This window comes from Streptomyces sp. NPDC005722, assembly GCF_040630935.1.
GTDB lineage: Bacteria > Actinomycetota > Actinomycetes > Streptomycetales > Streptomycetaceae > Actinacidiphila.
Window position 1 is genome coordinate 98,983 of record NZ_JBEXYN010000016.1, and the last position, 16,160, is coordinate 115,142.

Genomic DNA, 16,160 nt, shown 5'->3' on the forward strand with positions numbered 1-16,160 from the left:
GCATGACTGCATCCCGCATCGCCGCCCTGGGCCACCACCAGCCGCAACGCGTCCTCACCAACGACGACTTGGCCACCATGGTCGACACCAGCGACGCCTGGATCCGGCAGCGCACCGGCATCGCCACCCGGCACATCGCCGACGAGGACGAGTCGGTCGCCGACATGGCCGTGGCCGCCGCGGGCAAGGCCCTCGCCACCGCGGGCCTGGACCCCTCCGAGGTCGACCTGGTCGTCGTCGCCACCTCCAGCGCCGTCGACCGCAGCCCCAGCACCGCCGCCCAGGTCGCGGCCCGGCTCGGCATGACGGCCCCCGCCTCCTACGACCTCAACAACGCCTGCGCCGGCTTCACCACCGCGCTCGCCGCCGCCGACCACGCCGTACGGGCCGGCGCCGCGCGCCACGCCCTGGTCGTCGGAGCCGAGAAGATGTCGGACCTCACCGACTGGACTGACCGCAGCACCTGCGTCCTGCTGGGCGACGGGGCCGGCGCGGCCCTGGTCAGCGCCGCGGACGCCGCTCCGGGGGCGCTCCCCGGCATCGGCCCGGTCGTGTGGGGCTCGGACCCCACCCGCGCCGACGCCGTACGGCTGGCCGGCGCCTGGCAGCCCCGCTTCGCCCAGGACGGCCAGGCGGTCTTCCGCTGGGCCACCACGACCCTCGCCCCGATCGCCGAGGAGGCCTGCCGGCGTGCCGGTGTCACCCCCCGCGAGCTCGGCGGCATCGTGACGCACCAGGCCAACCTGCGGATCATCGAGGCCGTCGTGAGCCGGTTGGACGCCCCGCAGGCGGTCGTGGCGCGTGACGTCGTGGACTCCGGGAACACCTCGGCGGCCTCCGTGCCGCTGGCCTTCGCCAAGCTCGTCGAGCGGGGTGAGCTCACCCCGGGCGCTCCCGTGCTGCTGCTCGGTTTCGGCGGCGGGCTGTCCTGGGCCGGGCAGGTCGTCGGCTGCCCCTGACCCGGGGACGACCGAGGGCCGGTCGGCCGCGCGAGCGGCTGACCGGCCCTCAGGGGTGCCGTACGGCTCAGGCGCTCTTGAACGCCATGACGACGTTGTGGCCGCCGAAGCCGAAGGAGTTGTTGACGGCCACGATCGGGCCCTCGGGCAGCTTGCGCGCCTCGGTGGAGACCAGACCGGGGTCGATCTCGTCGTCCAGGTCGTCGATGTTGATCGACGGCGGCGCGAGCCGGTGGTGCAGGGCGAGGACGGTGGCGACCGTCTCGATGCCGCCGGCGCCGCCCAGCAGGTGACCGGTCATCGACTTGGTGGCCGAGATGGCCACGTGGTCGAGGTGGTCGCCGAGCACCTTGCGGAGCGCCTTGACCTCGGCCACGTCACCCTGCGGGGTGGAGGTCGCGTGCGCGTTCAGGTGGACGATCTGCGCCAGGTCCAGGCCGGTCGCGGCGATCAGCTGCTCCAGCGCGGCGGCGATGCCGCGGCCGGTGGGCTCCGGCTGCGCGATGTGGTGGGCGTCGGACGACAGGCCCTGGCCCAGCACCTCGGCGTAGACCCGGGCGCCGCGCCGGGCGGCGTGCTCGGCCGACTCCAGCACCACGACACCCGCGCCCTCGCCGAGGACGAAGCCGTCACGGCCCTTGTCGTACGGGCGGGAGGCGCCCCGCGGGTCGTCGTTGTTCTTGGACATCGCCATCATGTTGGCGAACGCGGCGATCGGCAGCGGGTGCACGGCCGCCTCGGTGCCGCCGGCGACGACGACGTCGGCGCGGCCGGAGCGGATCATCTCGTACGCGTAGCCGACGGCCTCGGCGCCGGAGGCGCAGGCGCTGACCGGGGTGTGCACACCGGCGCGGGCGTTGACCTCGAGGCTGACGTTGGCCGAGGGGCTGTTGGGCATCAGCATCGGCACGGTGTGCGGGGACACCTTGCGCGGGCCGGAGTTCTTGAGGTTGTCGTACTGGTCGAGCAGTGTGGTGACGCCGCCGATGCCGGAGGCGATCACGGTGCCCAGGCGGTCGGGGTCGACCGAGCTGTCCTCGCCGGCCTTGGCGGTGAAGCCCGCGTCGGCCCAGGCCTCACGGGTGGCGATCAGCGCGAACTGCGCCGAACGGTCGAGCTTGCGGGCGACCGGGCGGGGCAGGACCTCCAGCGGCTCCACGGCGATCTGCGCGGCGATGCGCACCGGCAGCTCGGCGGCCCAGTCCTGCTCCAGGGGGCGTACGCCGGAACGTCCGGCGGTCAACCCTTCCCAGGTCGACGCGCTGTCCCCGCCCAGCGGAGTGGTTGCGCCGATACCGGTGACGACCACGGTGTGATTGGTCGGGCTCACAGGGATTGTCTCTCCACGTCTAGAAGGGCGGGCGACAGACACGTCGACCAGGGGTGGCTCAGGCTCAGGCCTGGGCCTTGAGGATGTAGTCGACGGCGTCGCCGACGGTCTTCAGCTGCTTGACGTCGTCGTCCGGGATCTTGACCTCGAAGCGCTCCTCGGCGGCGACGACGACCTCGACCATGGACAGCGAGTCGACGTCCAGGTCGTCGGTGAAGGACTTGTCCAGCTGGACGTCCTCGGTCGGGATGCCGGCGATCTCGTTCACGATCTCCGCGAGACCCTCGACGATCTCTTCCTGGGTGGCCATGGCGGCGCTCTCCTTCTTCGTGCTGGTTACTACGGGCTGCGGCGGGCGGGAGTGCGCGCCGCGTGGGTGGTGGTGCCTAGGGGAGGGTAACGACAGTGGCGGCGTACACGAGCCCCGCCCCGAAACCGATGATCAGTGCCGTGTCGCCGCTCTTGGCCTGTCCGGTGGCGAGCAGACGCTCCATCGCGAGCGGGATCGACGCGGCGGAGGTGTTGCCGGTGGTCTCGATGTCGCGGGCGACCGCGACGTGTTCCGGCAGCTTGAGCGCCTTGATCATCGAGTCGATGATGCGCATGTTGGCCTGGTGCGGGATGAAGACGTCCAGGTCGTCCGCGCTGATCCCGGCGGCGTCCAGCGCCTCCTGGGCCACCTTGGCCATCTCGAACACCGCCCAGCGGAAGACGGTCTGGCCCTCCTGGGTGATCGCGGGGAACTTCAGCTCCCCGTCCTCGCCCACCGGCAGCTGCGAGACGTCGCCCACACGGAAGCGGTCCCACGCGACGGTCTGGGTGATGGTGTTGGACTTGTCGCCCTCCGAGCCCCAGACGGTGGGGCCGATCTCGGGCTCGTCGGCCGGGCCGATGATGACCGCGCCGGCGCCGTCGCCGAAGAGGAAGGCGGTGGCGCGGTCCGACTTGTCCGTCAGGTCGCTCAGCCGCTCGACGCCGATCACCAGGACGTGCTTCGCGCTGCCCTCGGTGACCATGCCCTTGGCGAGGGTCACGGCGTACGTGAAGCCCGCGCAGCCCGCCGAGATGTCGAAGGCGGCCGGCTTGCCCGCGCCGATCCGGTGCGCGATCTCGGTCGCGACGGCCGGGGTCTGCTTGAAGTGGGAGACGGTGGCGACGATGACGCCCCCGATGTCCTCCGCCGAGATCCCCGCGTCGGCGATGGCCTTGCCCGCCGCGGTCACCGACATCTCGGCGACCGTCTCCTCCGGGCCGGCCCAGTGCCGGGAGGCGATGCCCGAGCGCGAGCGGATCCACTCGTCGCTGGAGTCGATGTTCTCCAGGATCACCTCGTTGGGCACCACACGGGTCGGCCGGTAGCCGCCGACGCCCATGATGCGCGCGTACGGGGAGCCCTTGCTGGGCCTGATCTTCGCCATGTCTGCGGGGACTCCTATTCCTGGGTGCCGTGCTCGGCCACGATCGCGCGGGCGGCCTCGAGGTCGTCCGGGGTCTTGAGGGCCAGGGTCGCGACGCCGGGCAGCGCGCGCTTGGCCAGCCCCACCAGGGTGCCACCCGGCACCAGCTCGATGATCGCGGTGACGCCGAGTTCCTTGAAGGTCTCCATGCACAGGTCCCAGCGGACCGGGTTGGACACCTGCGACACCAGGCGCGAGACGACCTCGGCGCCGGAGCGGACGACCGCGCCGTCGGCGTTGGACACGTACGGCAGGGCGGGGTCGGAGACGGCCAGCGACTGCGCCAGCTCCTCCAGCACGGCCACGGCCGGGGTCATGTGGTGGGTGTGGAACGCGCCCGCCACCTTCAGCGGGATGACCCGCGCCTTCTCGGGCTTGTCCGAGGTCAGCTCCGCGAGCTGCTTCGCGGTGCCGGCCGCCACGATCTGACCGGCCCCGTTGATGTTCGCCGGGGTGAGGCCGAGGTTCTCCAGGTGGGCGACGACGACGTCCGGGTCGCCGCCGAGCACGGCCGACATGCCGGTCTCGGTGACGGCCGCGGCCTGGGCCATCGCGGTGCTGCGGGTACGGACGAAGCTCATCGCCGCCTCGGCGCTCAGCACGCCCCCGACGGCCGCCGCCGTGATCTCGCCGACGCTGTGACCCGCCACGGCGCCCAGCGCGGAACGCGCGGCGGCCGGGCCGTCGAACAGCTGTTCCGCCGCGACCAGACCGGCCGCCACCAGCAGGGGCTGGGCGACCGCGGTGTCGCGGATCTCCTCGGCCTCGGCCTTGGTGCCGAAGTGGGCGAGGTCGAGACCGGCGGTCGAGGACAGACCGGAGAGACGGTCGGCGACACCGGGGAGTTCGAGCCACGGGTTCAGGAAGCCGGGGGCCTGGGCGCCCTGGCCGGGAGCGACGAGTACGAGCACGCTTTCAACTCTCTCTTGAGCGAGGTGATCCCCGCCCGTGGGGACAGGGACCAAGAACCGACGGGCGATTTGTTGGTGTCCCACAAAGGCCCTGGGTGCGTCTACGGTGTCTGCCCCGCCTCGGAGAGTCGGCCCAGGATGAGCGCGATGCGAAGGGTGAAGGCGGAGCGCACGTCCGAGGGCGACCAGCCGGTGACGTCCGTCACACGTCGGAGCCGGTAGCGAACGGTGTTGGGGTGAACGAACAACATCCGGGCGGCCCCTTCCAGCGACGAGGCCTGTTCGAGGTAGACGGACAGAGTCTCAAGCAGTGCCGAACCAGCTTCCTCCAACGGCCTGTAGATCTCCTCCACCAGCTGATCGCGGGCGTGTCGGTCGCCCGCCATCGCGCGCTCCGGGAGCAGGTCGTCGGCGATCACCGGACGCGGCGCGTCGGGCCAGGCCGCGCACGCCTTCAGGCCCGCGGCCGCGGCCGCGGCCGACTTCGACGCCGCCAGCAGGTCGCCCACCACGGGCCCGGCGACCACCGGACCGGCCGCGAACGGCCCGATCAGGGCCTTGGCGACGCGCAGCGGCTCCCCGTCACCACCCGCGACCACGATCAGGCGGTCGCCGAGGACCCCGGTGAGCACCTGCAGCTTGGCGTGCCGCGCCGCCCGCCGGATCGCCTCGACGGTCAGCTCGCTGTCCCCGTTGGGTGCCGTGCCCAGCACCACCACGATCTTGTCGGGGGAGCTCCAGCCCAGCGCCGCCGCCCGCGACAGCACGCCCTCGTCGGCCTCGCCGGACAGCACCGCGTTGACCACCAGGGACTCCAGCCGGGCGTCCCAGGCGCCGCGCGCCTCGGCGGCCTGGGCGTAGACCTGGGCCGTCGCGAAGGCGATCTCCCGCGCGTAGACCAGCAGGGCCTCGCGCAGCACCGACTCGTCGCCGGGGGCCGCGACCTCGTCGATCGCCGACTCCATGACCTCGATGGTGGTGCGCACCATCTCCACCGTCTGGCGCAGCGAGATCGCCCGGGTCAGCTCCCGCGGGGCGGTGCCGAAGACGTCGGTGCTGATCGCCTGGGGGGTCTCCGGGTGGCGGAACCACTCCGTGAAGGCCGCGATGCCCGCCTGCGCCACCAGCCCGATCCACGAGCGGTTCTCCGGGGGCATGGCCCGGTACCAGGGCAGCTGACCGTCCATCCGCGCGATCGCGGCCGCCGCCAGGCGCCCCGAGGACTTCTCCAGCCTCCTCAGCGTGGCGGAGTGGGGGTGGTCGCGGGCGGGGTCGAATGCGTTCAGCGCGGGTTCTGGCACGGGTACAAGCCTGCCTTATCCGGGCGGATGCATTGGCACGTACCCCTCACCTGCGGCCACCGGCGGCTCAGAGGCGGCCTCCCGAGGCGGAGTCGGCCGACAGCCGCTGCGCGAGGTAGACCGGGATCACCGACGCGACGACGAGCACCGCGGCCACCACGTTGACGACGGGCGCCTGCTGCGGCCTGGCCATGTTGCTGAAGATCCACACGGGGAGGGTCTGGACACCGGGACCCGCGGTGAAGGTGGTGACGACGATCTCGTCGAAGGAGAGGGCGAAGGCCAGCAGCCCGCCGGCCAGCAGCGCGGTGCGCACCAGCGGGAAGGTGATGTCGCGGAAGACCTGGAAGGTGTCGGCCCCCAGGTCCATCGCCGCCTCCTCGTACGAGCCCGAGGTGCGCCGCAGCCGGGCCACGACGTTGTTGAAGACCACCACGACGCAGAAGGTGGCGTGGCCGACGACGACCGTGAACAGCCCCAGCCCCACGCCCAGCGGCTCCAGCACCGTACGGAACGCGGTGTTGAGGGCGATGCCCGTGACGATGCCGGGCAGCGCGATCGGCAGGACGACGACGAAGGAGAGCGCCTCCCGCCCGAAGAAGCGGTACCGGGAGACGGCGAAGGCGATCAGGGTGCCCAGGACCAGGGAGACCGCCGTCGCGCCGAGCCCCGCCTTCACCGAGGTCCACAGCGCGGAGCGGGCGCCGGAGCTGTGCCAGGCGTCGGCCCACCAGTGCAGGGTCAGCCCCGAGGGGGGCCAGCCGAAGCCGCGGGCGGCGTTGAAGGAGTTGAGCAGGACGAGCAGCAGCGGCACGTAGATGATCGCGAAGCCCAGCGCGGCCGCGACGCGCAGGGCGATGCGGGCGGGACGGGAGAGTTGCATGGTCACGGCCCTCACAGACTCCGGAGCGCGCCGGTGCGGCGCATGGCCAGCAGGTAGAGGACGATCACCGCGACCGGCACGGTGCCCAGCGCCGCGGCGAGCGGCAGGTCGAGGGTGATGTTGGAGTAGACGACGTTGCCGATCAGCTGGGTCTTGCCGCCGACGATCTGCACGGCGATGTAGTCGCCGAGGCTGAGCGAGAAGGTGAAGACCGAGCCGGCCGCGACCGAGGGCAGCACCATGGGCAGCACCACGGACCGGAAGGTGCGCCAGGTACGGGCCCCGAGGTCGGCGGAGGCGTCCAGCAGGGCGTCCGGCAGCTGCTCCAGCCCGGCGTGGATCGGCAGGATCATGTAGGGCAGCCACAGGTAGGCCAGCACGACGACCGCCGCGGGCAGCCCGTAGCCGGGTCCGCTCAGGCCGAGTGGCGCCAGCGCCCAGTCCAGCGGCCCGCCCTCGGAGAGCATGATCCGCCAGGCGTACGCCTTGACCAGGTAGCTGGCCCACAGCGGGGTGAGCACGGCGACCACCAGCAGGTGCCGGTACCTGGGGGCGGCCACCCGGGCGGTGTAGAAGGCGATGGGGAAGGCGACGACGACGTCGATCGCGGTCACCGCGACGGCCACGCCGACGCTGCGCAGGGCGACGTCCCGGTAGACGTCCGTGGTGAGGAGGGTGCGGAAGTTGTCGGTGCTCCAGACCCTCACCACGTCGGAGGTGAAGGGGTCGGTCGTCCAGAACGCGGAGAGGAAGAGCGCGGCCAGCGAGCCCAGGTAGGCGAGCACCAGCCAGAGCAGCGGTGCGGACAGCAGCAGCGACAGCCGCAGCCGCGGGCGGCGGTGCAGGGAACCTGCCAGCCGCCGCCCGGGGGTGCCGCCCGTCGTGGTGGGCGGGGTGGGCGGGGTGGACGTGGTGGTCACGGACGGCTCAGCCCTTGATCTCGGTCCAGGCCTGGACCCACTGGGCGTAGGGCACGCACTTCACGTCGGTGCGGCCGTCCAGGCACTGCGGGATGGGCGTGTTCCAGAAGTGGACCTGCTTCCAGTAGGGCTCGTCGGCCGCGTGGAAGACGGTGCAGTGGTCCTTGGCCGCGGTCTGGGCGCAGGACCTCTCGTTCGCCGGGGCCTCGCCGAACCACTCGGCGACCTGGGCGTTCACCTTCGGCGAGACGATCCAGTCCAGCCACTTGTAGGCGCAGTTGGGGTGCTGGGCCTTGGCCGAGACCATCCAGGTGTCGGACCAGCCGGTGGAGCCCTCGCTCGGCAGGACCGCTTCGACCGGTGCCTTCTCGGCCTTGGCGAGGTTGGCGATGACCTGCCAACTGGTGCCGATGACGGAGTCGCCGCTCTTGAAGGAGGAGATCTCCTTGAGGTAGTCGCTCCAGTACTCGCCGACGTTGGCGTTCTGCTCCTTCAGCAGGGCGACGGAGGCGTCGAACTGCTTCTGGTCCAGCGCGTACGGGTCCTTGATGCCCAGCTCCGGCTTGGTCTTCATCAGGTAGAGGGCGGCGTCCGCGATGTAGATGGCGGAGTCGTACGCGGTGACGTGGCCCTTGTATGGGGAGGCCTTGTCGAAGACCGCCGACCAGGAGGTGGGGGCGGGGGAGACCTTGTCGGTGCGGTACATCAGCAGGTTGGCGCCTCGGCCGTGCGGGATGCCGTAGGCGACGCCGTTCACCGAGTTCCACTTCTGCATCTTCAGGTCGGCGAAGACGTCCTTGTAGTTGGGGACGAGGCCGGTGTTGACCGGTGCCGCGTCGCCCGAGGCGATGAGGCGCAGCGAGGCGTCGCCGGAGGCCGACACGGCGTCGTACTGGCCGGTCTTCATCAGGCTGACCATCTCGTCGGAGGTGCCGGCCACCTTGGTGTTGACCTGGCAGCCGGTCTCCTTCTCGAACGGGGTGACCCAGTCGACGGACTTGTCGTTCGAGCCGTCCTCGGCGTAGCCGGCCCAGGCGATCAGGTTCACCGCGCCCTCCGTCTTGCCCAGCGCCTTCGGCGCGCTGAGCTTGGGCGGGGTGAAGGCGCCGCCGGAGGAGCCGGCGCCCTTGCCGGGGGAGGACGACCCGCCGCAGGCGGTGGCCAGGGCCAGGACGGTGCAGGCTGCGAGGGTACGGGTCAGACGCACGTGGACTCCGTTTCCGGGTGGGGGGACTGGACGGTGACGTTGTGCCGGCGGTGCCACTGGAGGCGGACGCGGGTTCCCCGGTAGGCGGCGACGTCGGCCGAGGAGGTCTCCTGGTTCTGCTGCAGGGCGGTGAGCCGTCCGCCCCCGTCGAGGTCGACCAGGAAGCGTGTGCTGTCGCCGAGGTAGACGACCTCGGCGACGGTGCCGGAGACGGTGCGCAGCTCGTCGTCGGAGGCGTCCGAGGTGTCCGAGGCGTCTGTGGCGATTGGGGCGTCCGAGGGGCCGCCGGGACCCAGCAGGCGGATCTTCTCCGGGCGGACGCTGTAGGTCCCGGTGCCGTCGGTGAGCAGGTTGGAGGTGCCCACGAAGCCCGCGACGAAGGGCGTGGCCGGCCGCTCATACACCTCGGCGGGGGTGCCGACCTGCTCGATCCGGCCCTGGTGGAAGACCGCGATCCGGTCGCTGAGGGTCAGCGCCTCCTCCTGGTCGTGGGTGACGAGGACGAAGGTGATGCCCACCTCGCGCTGGATCGCCTTCAGTTCGACCTGCATCTGCTCGCGCAGCTTGAGGTCGAGCGCCCCCAGCGGCTCGTCGAGCAGCAGCACCCGGGGACGCCCCACGAGGGCGCGGGCCAGTGCGACCCGCTGCCGCTGGCCGCCGGAGAGCTGTGCCGGGCGGCGCCCGCCGAACCCCTCCAGCCGGACCGAGGCCAGCGCCGCACGGGCGCGTTCGACCCGTTCCGCCTTGGGCACCTTGCGGACCTTCAGCCCGTAGGCGACGTTCTGCTCCACCGTCATGTGCGGGAAGAGCGCGTAGTCCTGGAAGACGGTGTTGACGTCCCGCTCGAAGGGGGCGAGCCGGGTGACGTCCCGGCCGGCCAGCTCCACCGTGCCGGCGGTCGGGGCCTCGAAGCCCGCGACCATCCGCAGCACCGTGGTCTTGCCGGAACCGGAGGGGCCCAGCATCGAGAAGAACTCGCCGTCGGCCACCTCCAGGTCCACCCCGGCGACCGCGTGCACCTGCCCGAAGGACTTGCGCAGGTCCCGCAGGCGTACGGCGGGGGTGCCGCTGTCCGGTTCCTCGGCCGTTCCCTCCATCGGTGGGGAACCTCCCTCTTGGCTGGAGCGTTGACGCGTTGACCGAAAACCTATGAAGTTATATTTCAGAGGACAAGGCCTGCCCGGGGTAAAGCTTTCGCCAAGTGAGAAGGTGTGCGGGTGAGCAAACTTTCGAATGGCGCGCTGCACGCGGTCTTCGCGCCGGTCGGCAACCTCGCCCGGGTCGACGCGGTCGTGCGTCGCCTCGCGGACGCCATCGAACTGGGCCTGCTCGCCGACGGGGAGCAACTGCCCGGCGAGAGCGAGCTCGCCACCCGCCTCGGTGTCTCCACCGTGACCCTGCGCGAGGCCCTCATGGCCCTGCGGCAGCAGGGCCTGGTCACCACCCGCCGCGGCCGCGGCGGCGGCAGCTTCGTCACCGCCCCCGACCGGCCGCGCACCGCCCGGCTCGGCCACCGGCTGGCCGACTGGAGCACCGAGGAACTGCGCGACCTGGCCGACCACTGGGCCGCCGTCGCCGGCACCGCCGCCCTGCTGGCCGCCCAGCGCACCGCGCCGGAGGACCTCGCCCCGCTGGAACGCTCCCTGGAGGAGTTCGAGGCGGCCGCCGACCCCGCCGCCCGCGGCCGCGTCTACGGCCGGCTCCATGTGGAACTCGCCGCCGCCTCCCAGTCGGCCCGTCTCACCAAGGAGGAGATCCGTATCCAGGCGGAGATCGGAGCGCTAATCTGTCTCGCACTCGGGGAGGACGACGCCCGCGCGGCGGTCGTCGGGCTGCACCGCGCGCTGCTCCGCGCCGTGCGCGACGGCGACCCGGAGTTGGCCCGGTCCCTGGCCGAACGACGGGTGCAGGACGCGATGGAACGCCTGATCGGACTGCGTCTGACCGTCACCGGCTGACCCGGGCGTCCCGCACCTCCCGTCCTCCCGCACCGGAGGCAGCCGCCGTGGCCGTCAGCTCAACCGCCCTCGTCGACGAGGTCGTCGCCGACGTCGTGGACCGGGTCCGCGGCACCCTGGAGGACGTCTTCGCCGACGTCGCCCGGGTCGCCGAACGCACCACCGCCATCGCCGCCGTGCGCGCCGCCGGCCGGGCCCCCACCACGGCCGACCTCGCCGCGCTGCGCCCCCTGCTGCACGACCGGCTGCGGCGCCGCCACGACCTGGTCTCCGGCATCGGCTTCATCGCCGAACCCGGGCTGCTCGGCGACGTACCCGCCTGGCTGGAGTGGTGGCAGAACCACGGCGAGGACGGCCTGCGCCCGCTCCTGCCCGACCTCGACCCGGGCACCTCGGCGTACTCCGACTACACCCACTGGGACTGGTTCGCGCTGCCCCGCGCCACCGGCGAGCGCGCCGTGGCCGGGCCGTACGTGGACTACCTGTGCTCCGACGAGTACAGCCTCACCCTGTCGGTGCCGGTCCGGCACGGCGGGCACTTCCTCGGGGTCGCCGCGGCCGACGTCTACCTGCGCCACTTCGAGGCCGCCGTGCTGCCCCTGCTGCACCGGCTGCCCGCACCGGCCGCCCTGGTCAACGCCCGGGGCCGGGTCGCCGCCTCCACCGACCCCCGCCACCTGGCCGGTTCCCTCCTGCGCAGCGTCAGCGGCCGGTCCTGCGGACCGATCCCGCTGACGCTGGTCACAGCTCTGCCAGGACCGCGTCCGTGAGCGCCGGCCACAACGGCAGGGCCCACTCGCCGAAGTCACGGTCCGTCAGGACGACGCAGGCGGCGCCCGCCTCGGGGTCGACCCAGAGGAAGGTGCCGGACTGGCCGAAGTGGCCGAAGGTGCGCGGGGAGGACGAGGCGCCCGTCCAGTGCGGGGACTTGTGGTCCCGGATCTCGAAGCCCAGGCCCCAGTCGTTGGGGTTCTGACCGCCGTAGCCGGGCAGCACGCCCTTGAGGCCGGGGAAGACGACGGAGGTCGCCGCGGCGACGGTCTGCGGGGCCAGCAGCCGCGGTGCCTGCACCTCGGCGGCGAAGCGGACCAGGTCGTCGACGGTGGAGACCGCGCCGGCGCCCGCCGAGCCGGGGCAGTCGGTGGCGTGCATGCCGAGCGGCTCCAGCACCGCCTGGCGCAGGTACTCGGCGAAGGGGATCCCGCTGGCCTTGGTGATGTGGTCCGCCAGCGCGTCGAAGCCGGCGTTGGAGTAGATCCGCCGCGTGCCGGGGGCCGCCATCACCCGGTGCTCGTCGAAGGCGAGGCCGGAGGTGTGGGCGAGCAGGTGCCGTACGGTCGAGCCCTCGGGCCCGGCCGGTTCGTCGAGCTCGACCGCGCCCTCCTCCACCGCGACGAGCGCCGCGTAGGCGGACAGCGGCTTGGTCACCGACGCCAGCCGGAAGCGCCGTCCGGTCTCGCCGTACGTTCCCAGGACCGTGCCGTCACGGCGGACGACCGCCGCCGAGGCCGTCGGGACAGGCCAGTTCTCGATGGCGCTCAGGCTGCTCAGGCTCCGCATGACGGTGAGCCTAACGAATGGCCTTGCCTGGAGTGCACTCCAGGGTTTTAGCGTGGAACCCATGACCGTGACGCAGGTGGCCAAGAGCAAGCCCGGAAGCGTACGCAACTGCTCCGACGAGGCGCGGCACCCCCTGCCGGACGGCCGGGACCGCTACACGATCAGCGAGGTGGCGGCCTTCACCGGACTGACCGCGCACACGCTGCGCTGGTACGAGCGCATCGGACTGATGCCGCACGTCGACCGCTCCCACACCGGGCAGCGCCGCTTCACCAACCGCGACCTCGACTGGCTGGCCTTCGTCGGCAAGCTGCGGCTGACCGGCATGCCGGTCGCGGACATGGTCCGCTACGCCGAGCTGGTGCGGCTGGGGCAGCACACCTTCCCCGAGCGGCAGGAGCTGCTGGAGTCCACCCGGCGCGACGTGCTGCGGCGGATCGCCGAGCTGCAGGACACCCTCGCGGTCCTGGACCACAAGATCGACACCTACGCTGACGCCCGCCGGGCGTCGGAGAGGGCGTGAAGCGCATGAGCGACAGCGACACGTACGAGCCGATCGCCGAGGTCACGCTCGGCACGGACGGCCCCCGGGTCGGCGTCCAGGGGCTCGGCTGCATGGGCATGAGCGAGTTCTACGGCCCCACCGACGAGGCCGCCGCCCGCGCCACCCTCGACGCGGCCCTGGACCTCGGGGTCACCCTCCTCGACACCGCCGACGTGTACGGCCTGGGCGCCAACGAGGAGTTCCTCGCCCCCTTCGTGCGCGAGCACCGGGACGAGATCACCCTCGCCACCAAGTTCGGCATGGAACGGAAGGCCGACGACCTGCGGTACCGGGCCGTGCGCAACGACCCGGAGTACGTCCGCCAGGCCGTCGACCGCAGCCTGCGCAGGCTCGGTGTGGACGTCATCGACCTGTACTACATGCACCGCCGCGACCCCGCCGTGCCGCTGGCCGACTCCGTCGGCGCGATGGCCGAGCTGGTGCGGGCGGGCAAGGTCAGGTACCTGGGCCTGTCGGAGGTGACCGGGGCCGAGCTGCGCGAGGCGCACGCCGTGCACCCGATCACGGCCGTGCAGTCGGAGTGGTCGCTCTTCAGCCGGGACGTGGAGGTCTCGCTGACCGGCGCCGCCGCCGAGCTGGGGGTGGCGCTCGTGCCGTACTCCCCGCTGGGCCGGGGCTTCCTGACCGGCTCCTTCCAGGACGCCTCCGAGCTGACGGCGGACGACTTCCGGCAGAGCCAGCCCCGCTTCTCGGGGGAGAACGCCAAGCGCAACCTCGACCTGCTGGAGCCGCTGCGGGAGATCGCCGGGGCGCACGGCGCCACGCCCGCGCAGATCGCCCTGGCGTGGGTGCAGCAGCGGGCACAGGTGCACGGCCTGACCGTGGTGCCGATCCCGGGGACCCGCAAGGCCGGGCGTCTGCGGGAGAACGCCGCCGCCACCCGGATCGTGCTCGACGCGGCGGAGCTGGGGCGGCTGGAACCGATCGCCGGTCAGGTCGCGGGCGACCGCTACCCGGACATGTCGTCCACGTCGGCGGCGCGCGAGTAGCTCTCCCGGTCCAGGGCGGGCCGCGCCCGCGCGGCCCGCTGGACCGCCGCCACGACCGCCGCCGCCAGCGGCAGCGACTCGTGGACGAGGCCGTAGCCCAGTCCGAAGACGACGGTCGCCGGGTCGTCGTCGGGGTTGCCTGCGCCGTGGCCGTCCGCGTCGCGCGGCAGCAGCCGCAGGTGGCCGCCGAGCATCTCGGGGGAGCGCCAGTCGACCCCCGACAGCGCGGCAACCGGGAAGTGCTGGTCGCCGGCCTTCCACTTGGCCGTCGAGGCGCCCGTCCAGAACCAGCGGAAGGACACCGTCTCGCCGTCGAAGGTGGCCTTGCCGTCGTACGCCTTGAACGAATGGGGAGCGGACGGCACGTCCACCAGGTGGCGCTGGGCGGGCCCGGCCTCCGCGCCGCCTCCGGCCGCGCCGATCGCGGACAGCAGCTCCCCGGCGTAGTACTCGGCGAGCAGTTCCCGCTCCGCGGGCAGCACCAGCCGGTAGGGGTCGGCGGACTCCTTGAGCTGGCCCTTGGCGGCCTCCATCAGGGGGTCGGCGCCCCGGCGCGGAAGCGCGCGCAGCACCATCGTCCCGCGCCGCCCCGGGGCGAGTTCGACGCCCGCGAGGGCTTCGAAGGGGACACGTCGCCAGCCAAGGATCTGCAGCAGCTTCGAGTTGCGCATCCCCCGCTCGTAACGGATGAGCACAGCGTCGGCATCGAACTCCCATACGGCGTTGGATCCGGCCAATACGTCACCCATACGGGTCATCGTAGGCCGCGTCGCCGTTTCGGGAACCGGCCGGGCGCGGCCGGACTAGGCCATGTCGGTACACGGGGTGTCCCATCCGGCGCCGCAGGCGCACCGGGTGCGGTGCGTCGCGCGGCGGAGCGCCGTCCTCGGGGTGGCTACTCGGCCACGCCCGCCGTGCAGTCGCTGCCGTCGGCGCACCGGACGTCCGGGTAGCGGCCGAGGGCGATGCTGGTGAAGTTGGCGAGGCTGTCCGTGCCGGAGCGGAAGTAGCCCGCGTGCCCTTCGGCGGCCTCCGAGGTCACCACGCGGGCGCCGAAGGCCCGGGAGACGGGGTCGGCGCCGTGGCCGAGCCCGGCGAACTCCATGTGCGGCACGTCGCCGATCCAGTCGGTGCTGTCCCGGGTCGCCCACACCCGGGCGGCCGTGCCCAGGTCGGCCGCCTTGTCGACCCGCATGCCGGGGCTGCCGAAGACGGCGATGTCGGAGACCCGGCCGGCCGGCAGGCCGGGGGCGGCGACTCCGCACAGCACCGAGCCGTAGGAGTGGCAGAACAGCGAGACGCGGCCGCGGGCGGGCAACGCCCGTACCAGCGCGGCCAGCCGGACGGCGCCCTGCTCGGCCAGTTCCCCGGTGGAGGCGTCCAGGCCGACGCCCTGCGGGGTGGTGTAGTCGGCCCAGGCGATGACGGCCGTCCGGGTGCGCGGGGCGGCGGCGCGCTCGGCCGCGTACAGCGAGCGGGCCATGCCGACGGGGGCCCGGGTCGGGTCGTCCTCGCGTTCGAAGGAGAGCACGTCGGTGTCGACCCCGGGCACGACGAGCGACACCCGTTCGGCGGAACCGAGGTCGCCGAAGACCTCGGCGGCGCGGCCCCGGCCGGTGGGGTCGAAGGCGAGGATCTGCCGTCCCCCGTCGAGCAGCGAGGCGTAGCGTTCGGCGCGTCGCGCGGCGTCCTGGCGGCCCTCCGCGGTCAGCAGGGCACTGCGCGAACGGGCGGTCTCCTGCACGCGGGCCGTGCCGAGCGAACGCCGGTTGGCCTGGTAACGCAGGCCGAGCGGGGCGCCGTTGAGGTTGCCGACGACGAGCGGGTAGCGGTCGGCGAGCCGCTTGGCGCCGTCCGGTCCGACCGAGGCGAAGAAGCGCGCGATCACACCGGGGGCCGCCTGGGGATCGGGAAGCGCCCGCCCGCCGACCGAGCCGTGCCGCCACGCGGCGGTGGCCACCGACAACGCGTCCCCGCCGCCGTTGTGCTGGCGCAGCGCGGTCCAGCCGGTGGTCGCCAGCATGACGAAGACCACGGCCAGGGCCAGAAGGGCGCGCAGGGAGGGTGAGCTGAAGCGCTCGTCGACGAGGTTCACTGGGGGACACCCTAGGAGACGCCGG

Annotated in this window: 17 protein-coding genes; 5 read left to right on the plus strand and 12 right to left on the minus strand. The window is 72.7% G+C overall.

What is annotated here, in order from left to right; translation table 11 throughout:
* Window positions 1-2: 2 nt before the first annotated feature.
* Entirely contained in the window at window positions 3-959 is a 957-nt protein-coding gene (locus ABZ479_RS20235) for a beta-ketoacyl-ACP synthase III (RefSeq protein WP_500462865.1), read from the plus strand.
* A 67-nt stretch (window positions 960-1,026) separates the two neighbouring features.
* Here ABZ479_RS20235 and fabF read toward each other — a convergent pair whose 3' ends face one another.
* The 9 genes from fabF to ABZ479_RS20280 form a co-directional block, all read right to left on the minus strand.
* The gene (fabF, locus tag ABZ479_RS20240; protein WP_499598694.1) at window positions 1,027-2,289 is read right to left on the minus strand and encodes a beta-ketoacyl-ACP synthase II; all 1,263 of its coding nucleotides are present in this window, start codon (window positions 2,287-2,289) and stop codon (window positions 1,027-1,029) included.
* A 64-nt stretch (window positions 2,290-2,353) separates the two neighbouring features.
* The gene (locus tag ABZ479_RS20245; RefSeq protein WP_018556746.1) at window positions 2,354-2,599 is read right to left on the minus strand and encodes an acyl carrier protein; all 246 of its coding nucleotides are present in this window, start codon (window positions 2,597-2,599) and stop codon (window positions 2,354-2,356) included.
* Window positions 2,600-2,675: 76 nt separating this feature from the next.
* Window positions 2,676-3,707, minus strand: a complete 1,032-nt coding sequence (locus ABZ479_RS20250; RefSeq protein WP_499598692.1) for a ketoacyl-ACP synthase III — start codon at window positions 3,705-3,707, stop codon at window positions 2,676-2,678.
* Between the two features lie 14 nt (window positions 3,708-3,721).
* On the minus strand, window positions 3,722-4,657 hold the full coding sequence (locus tag ABZ479_RS20255; RefSeq protein ID WP_500462866.1) for an ACP S-malonyltransferase: 936 nt from the start codon (window positions 4,655-4,657) through the stop codon (window positions 3,722-3,724).
* A 101-nt stretch (window positions 4,658-4,758) separates the two neighbouring features.
* Window positions 4,759-5,958, minus strand: a complete 1,200-nt coding sequence (locus tag ABZ479_RS20260; RefSeq protein ID WP_500462867.1) for a PucR family transcriptional regulator — start codon at window positions 5,956-5,958, stop codon at window positions 4,759-4,761.
* Between the two features lie 67 nt (window positions 5,959-6,025).
* The gene (locus ABZ479_RS20265; protein ID WP_500462940.1) at window positions 6,026-6,841 is read right to left on the minus strand and encodes an ABC transporter permease; all 816 of its coding nucleotides are present in this window, start codon (window positions 6,839-6,841) and stop codon (window positions 6,026-6,028) included.
* 11 nt (window positions 6,842-6,852) lie between these two features.
* Complete coding sequence (locus ABZ479_RS20270; RefSeq protein ID WP_500462868.1) at window positions 6,853-7,761, minus strand: ABC transporter permease; 909 nt, start codon at window positions 7,759-7,761, stop codon at window positions 6,853-6,855.
* A 7-nt stretch (window positions 7,762-7,768) separates the two neighbouring features.
* On the minus strand, window positions 7,769-8,968 hold the full coding sequence (locus ABZ479_RS20275) for an ABC transporter substrate-binding protein (protein WP_500462869.1): 1,200 nt from the start codon (window positions 8,966-8,968) through the stop codon (window positions 7,769-7,771).
* The gene (locus ABZ479_RS20280) at window positions 8,959-10,065 is read right to left on the minus strand and encodes an ABC transporter ATP-binding protein (RefSeq protein ID WP_500462870.1); all 1,107 of its coding nucleotides are present in this window, start codon (window positions 10,063-10,065) and stop codon (window positions 8,959-8,961) included. The genes ABZ479_RS20275 and ABZ479_RS20280 overlap by 10 nt, the downstream gene beginning before the upstream one ends.
* Window positions 10,066-10,179: 114 nt before the next feature.
* Here ABZ479_RS20280 and ABZ479_RS20285 point away from each other — a divergent pair, with 114 nt between their 5' ends.
* Window positions 10,180-10,926 carry a FadR/GntR family transcriptional regulator gene (locus ABZ479_RS20285; protein WP_499598681.1) on the plus strand — a complete coding sequence of 249 codons (747 nt, stop codon included), beginning with the start codon at window positions 10,180-10,182 and terminating at the stop codon, window positions 10,924-10,926.
* Window positions 10,927-10,973: 47 nt separating this feature from the next.
* On the plus strand, window positions 10,974-11,696 hold the full coding sequence (locus tag ABZ479_RS20290) for a cache domain-containing protein (RefSeq protein ID WP_500462871.1): 723 nt from the start codon (window positions 10,974-10,976) through the stop codon (window positions 11,694-11,696).
* Here the strand turns inward: ABZ479_RS20290 and ABZ479_RS20295 are convergent.
* Window positions 11,668-12,486 carry a serine hydrolase domain-containing protein gene (locus tag ABZ479_RS20295; protein WP_500462872.1) on the minus strand — a complete coding sequence of 273 codons (819 nt, stop codon included), beginning with the start codon at window positions 12,484-12,486 and terminating at the stop codon, window positions 11,668-11,670. The genes ABZ479_RS20290 and ABZ479_RS20295 overlap by 29 nt on opposite strands.
* A gap of 61 nt (window positions 12,487-12,547) precedes the next feature.
* Here ABZ479_RS20295 and ABZ479_RS20300 point away from each other — a divergent pair, with 61 nt between their 5' ends.
* Complete coding sequence (locus ABZ479_RS20300) at window positions 12,548-13,009, plus strand: MerR family transcriptional regulator (RefSeq protein WP_499598675.1); 462 nt, start codon at window positions 12,548-12,550, stop codon at window positions 13,007-13,009.
* A 5-nt stretch (window positions 13,010-13,014) separates the two neighbouring features.
* Complete coding sequence (locus ABZ479_RS20305) at window positions 13,015-14,040, plus strand: aldo/keto reductase (protein WP_500462873.1); 1,026 nt, start codon at window positions 13,015-13,017, stop codon at window positions 14,038-14,040.
* Here the strand turns inward: ABZ479_RS20305 and ABZ479_RS20310 are convergent.
* Window positions 14,001-14,789 (minus strand): DUF4429 domain-containing protein, encoded by a 789-nt coding sequence (locus tag ABZ479_RS20310; protein WP_500462874.1) that lies wholly within the window; start codon window positions 14,787-14,789, stop codon window positions 14,001-14,003. The two genes, ABZ479_RS20305 and ABZ479_RS20310, sit on opposite strands and share 40 nt — an antisense overlap.
* Before the next feature lie 146 nt (window positions 14,790-14,935).
* Window positions 14,936-16,135, minus strand: coding sequence for an alpha/beta hydrolase (locus ABZ479_RS20315; protein WP_500462875.1), 1,200 nt, complete (start codon window positions 16,133-16,135; stop codon window positions 14,936-14,938).
* Between the last annotated feature and the right edge of the window lie 25 nt (window positions 16,136-16,160).

Coding starts and splice junctions, on each gene's coding strand:
- ABZ479_RS20250 (WP_499598692.1), bottom strand. CDS start 3,707: ATGGCGAAGATCAGGCCCAGCAAGGGCTCCCCGTACGCGCGCATCATG.
- ABZ479_RS20300 (WP_499598675.1), top strand. CDS start 12,548: ATGACCGTGACGCAGGTGGCCAAGAGCAAGCCCGGAAGCGTACGCAAC.
- ABZ479_RS20235 (WP_500462865.1), top strand. CDS start 3: ATGACTGCATCCCGCATCGCCGCCCTGGGCCACCACCAGCCGCAACGC.
- ABZ479_RS20310 (WP_500462874.1), bottom strand. CDS start 14,789: ATGGGTGACGTATTGGCCGGATCCAACGCCGTATGGGAGTTCGATGCC.
- ABZ479_RS20265 (WP_500462940.1), bottom strand. CDS start 6,841: ATGCAACTCTCCCGTCCCGCCCGCATCGCCCTGCGCGTCGCGGCCGCG.
- ABZ479_RS20280 (WP_500462870.1), bottom strand. CDS start 10,065: ATGGAGGGAACGGCCGAGGAACCGGACAGCGGCACCCCCGCCGTACGC.
- ABZ479_RS20305 (WP_500462873.1), top strand. CDS start 13,015: ATGAGCGACAGCGACACGTACGAGCCGATCGCCGAGGTCACGCTCGGC.
- ABZ479_RS20295 (WP_500462872.1), bottom strand. CDS start 12,486: ATGCGGAGCCTGAGCAGCCTGAGCGCCATCGAGAACTGGCCTGTCCCG.
- ABZ479_RS20245 (WP_018556746.1), bottom strand. CDS start 2,599: ATGGCCACCCAGGAAGAGATCGTCGAGGGTCTCGCGGAGATCGTGAAC.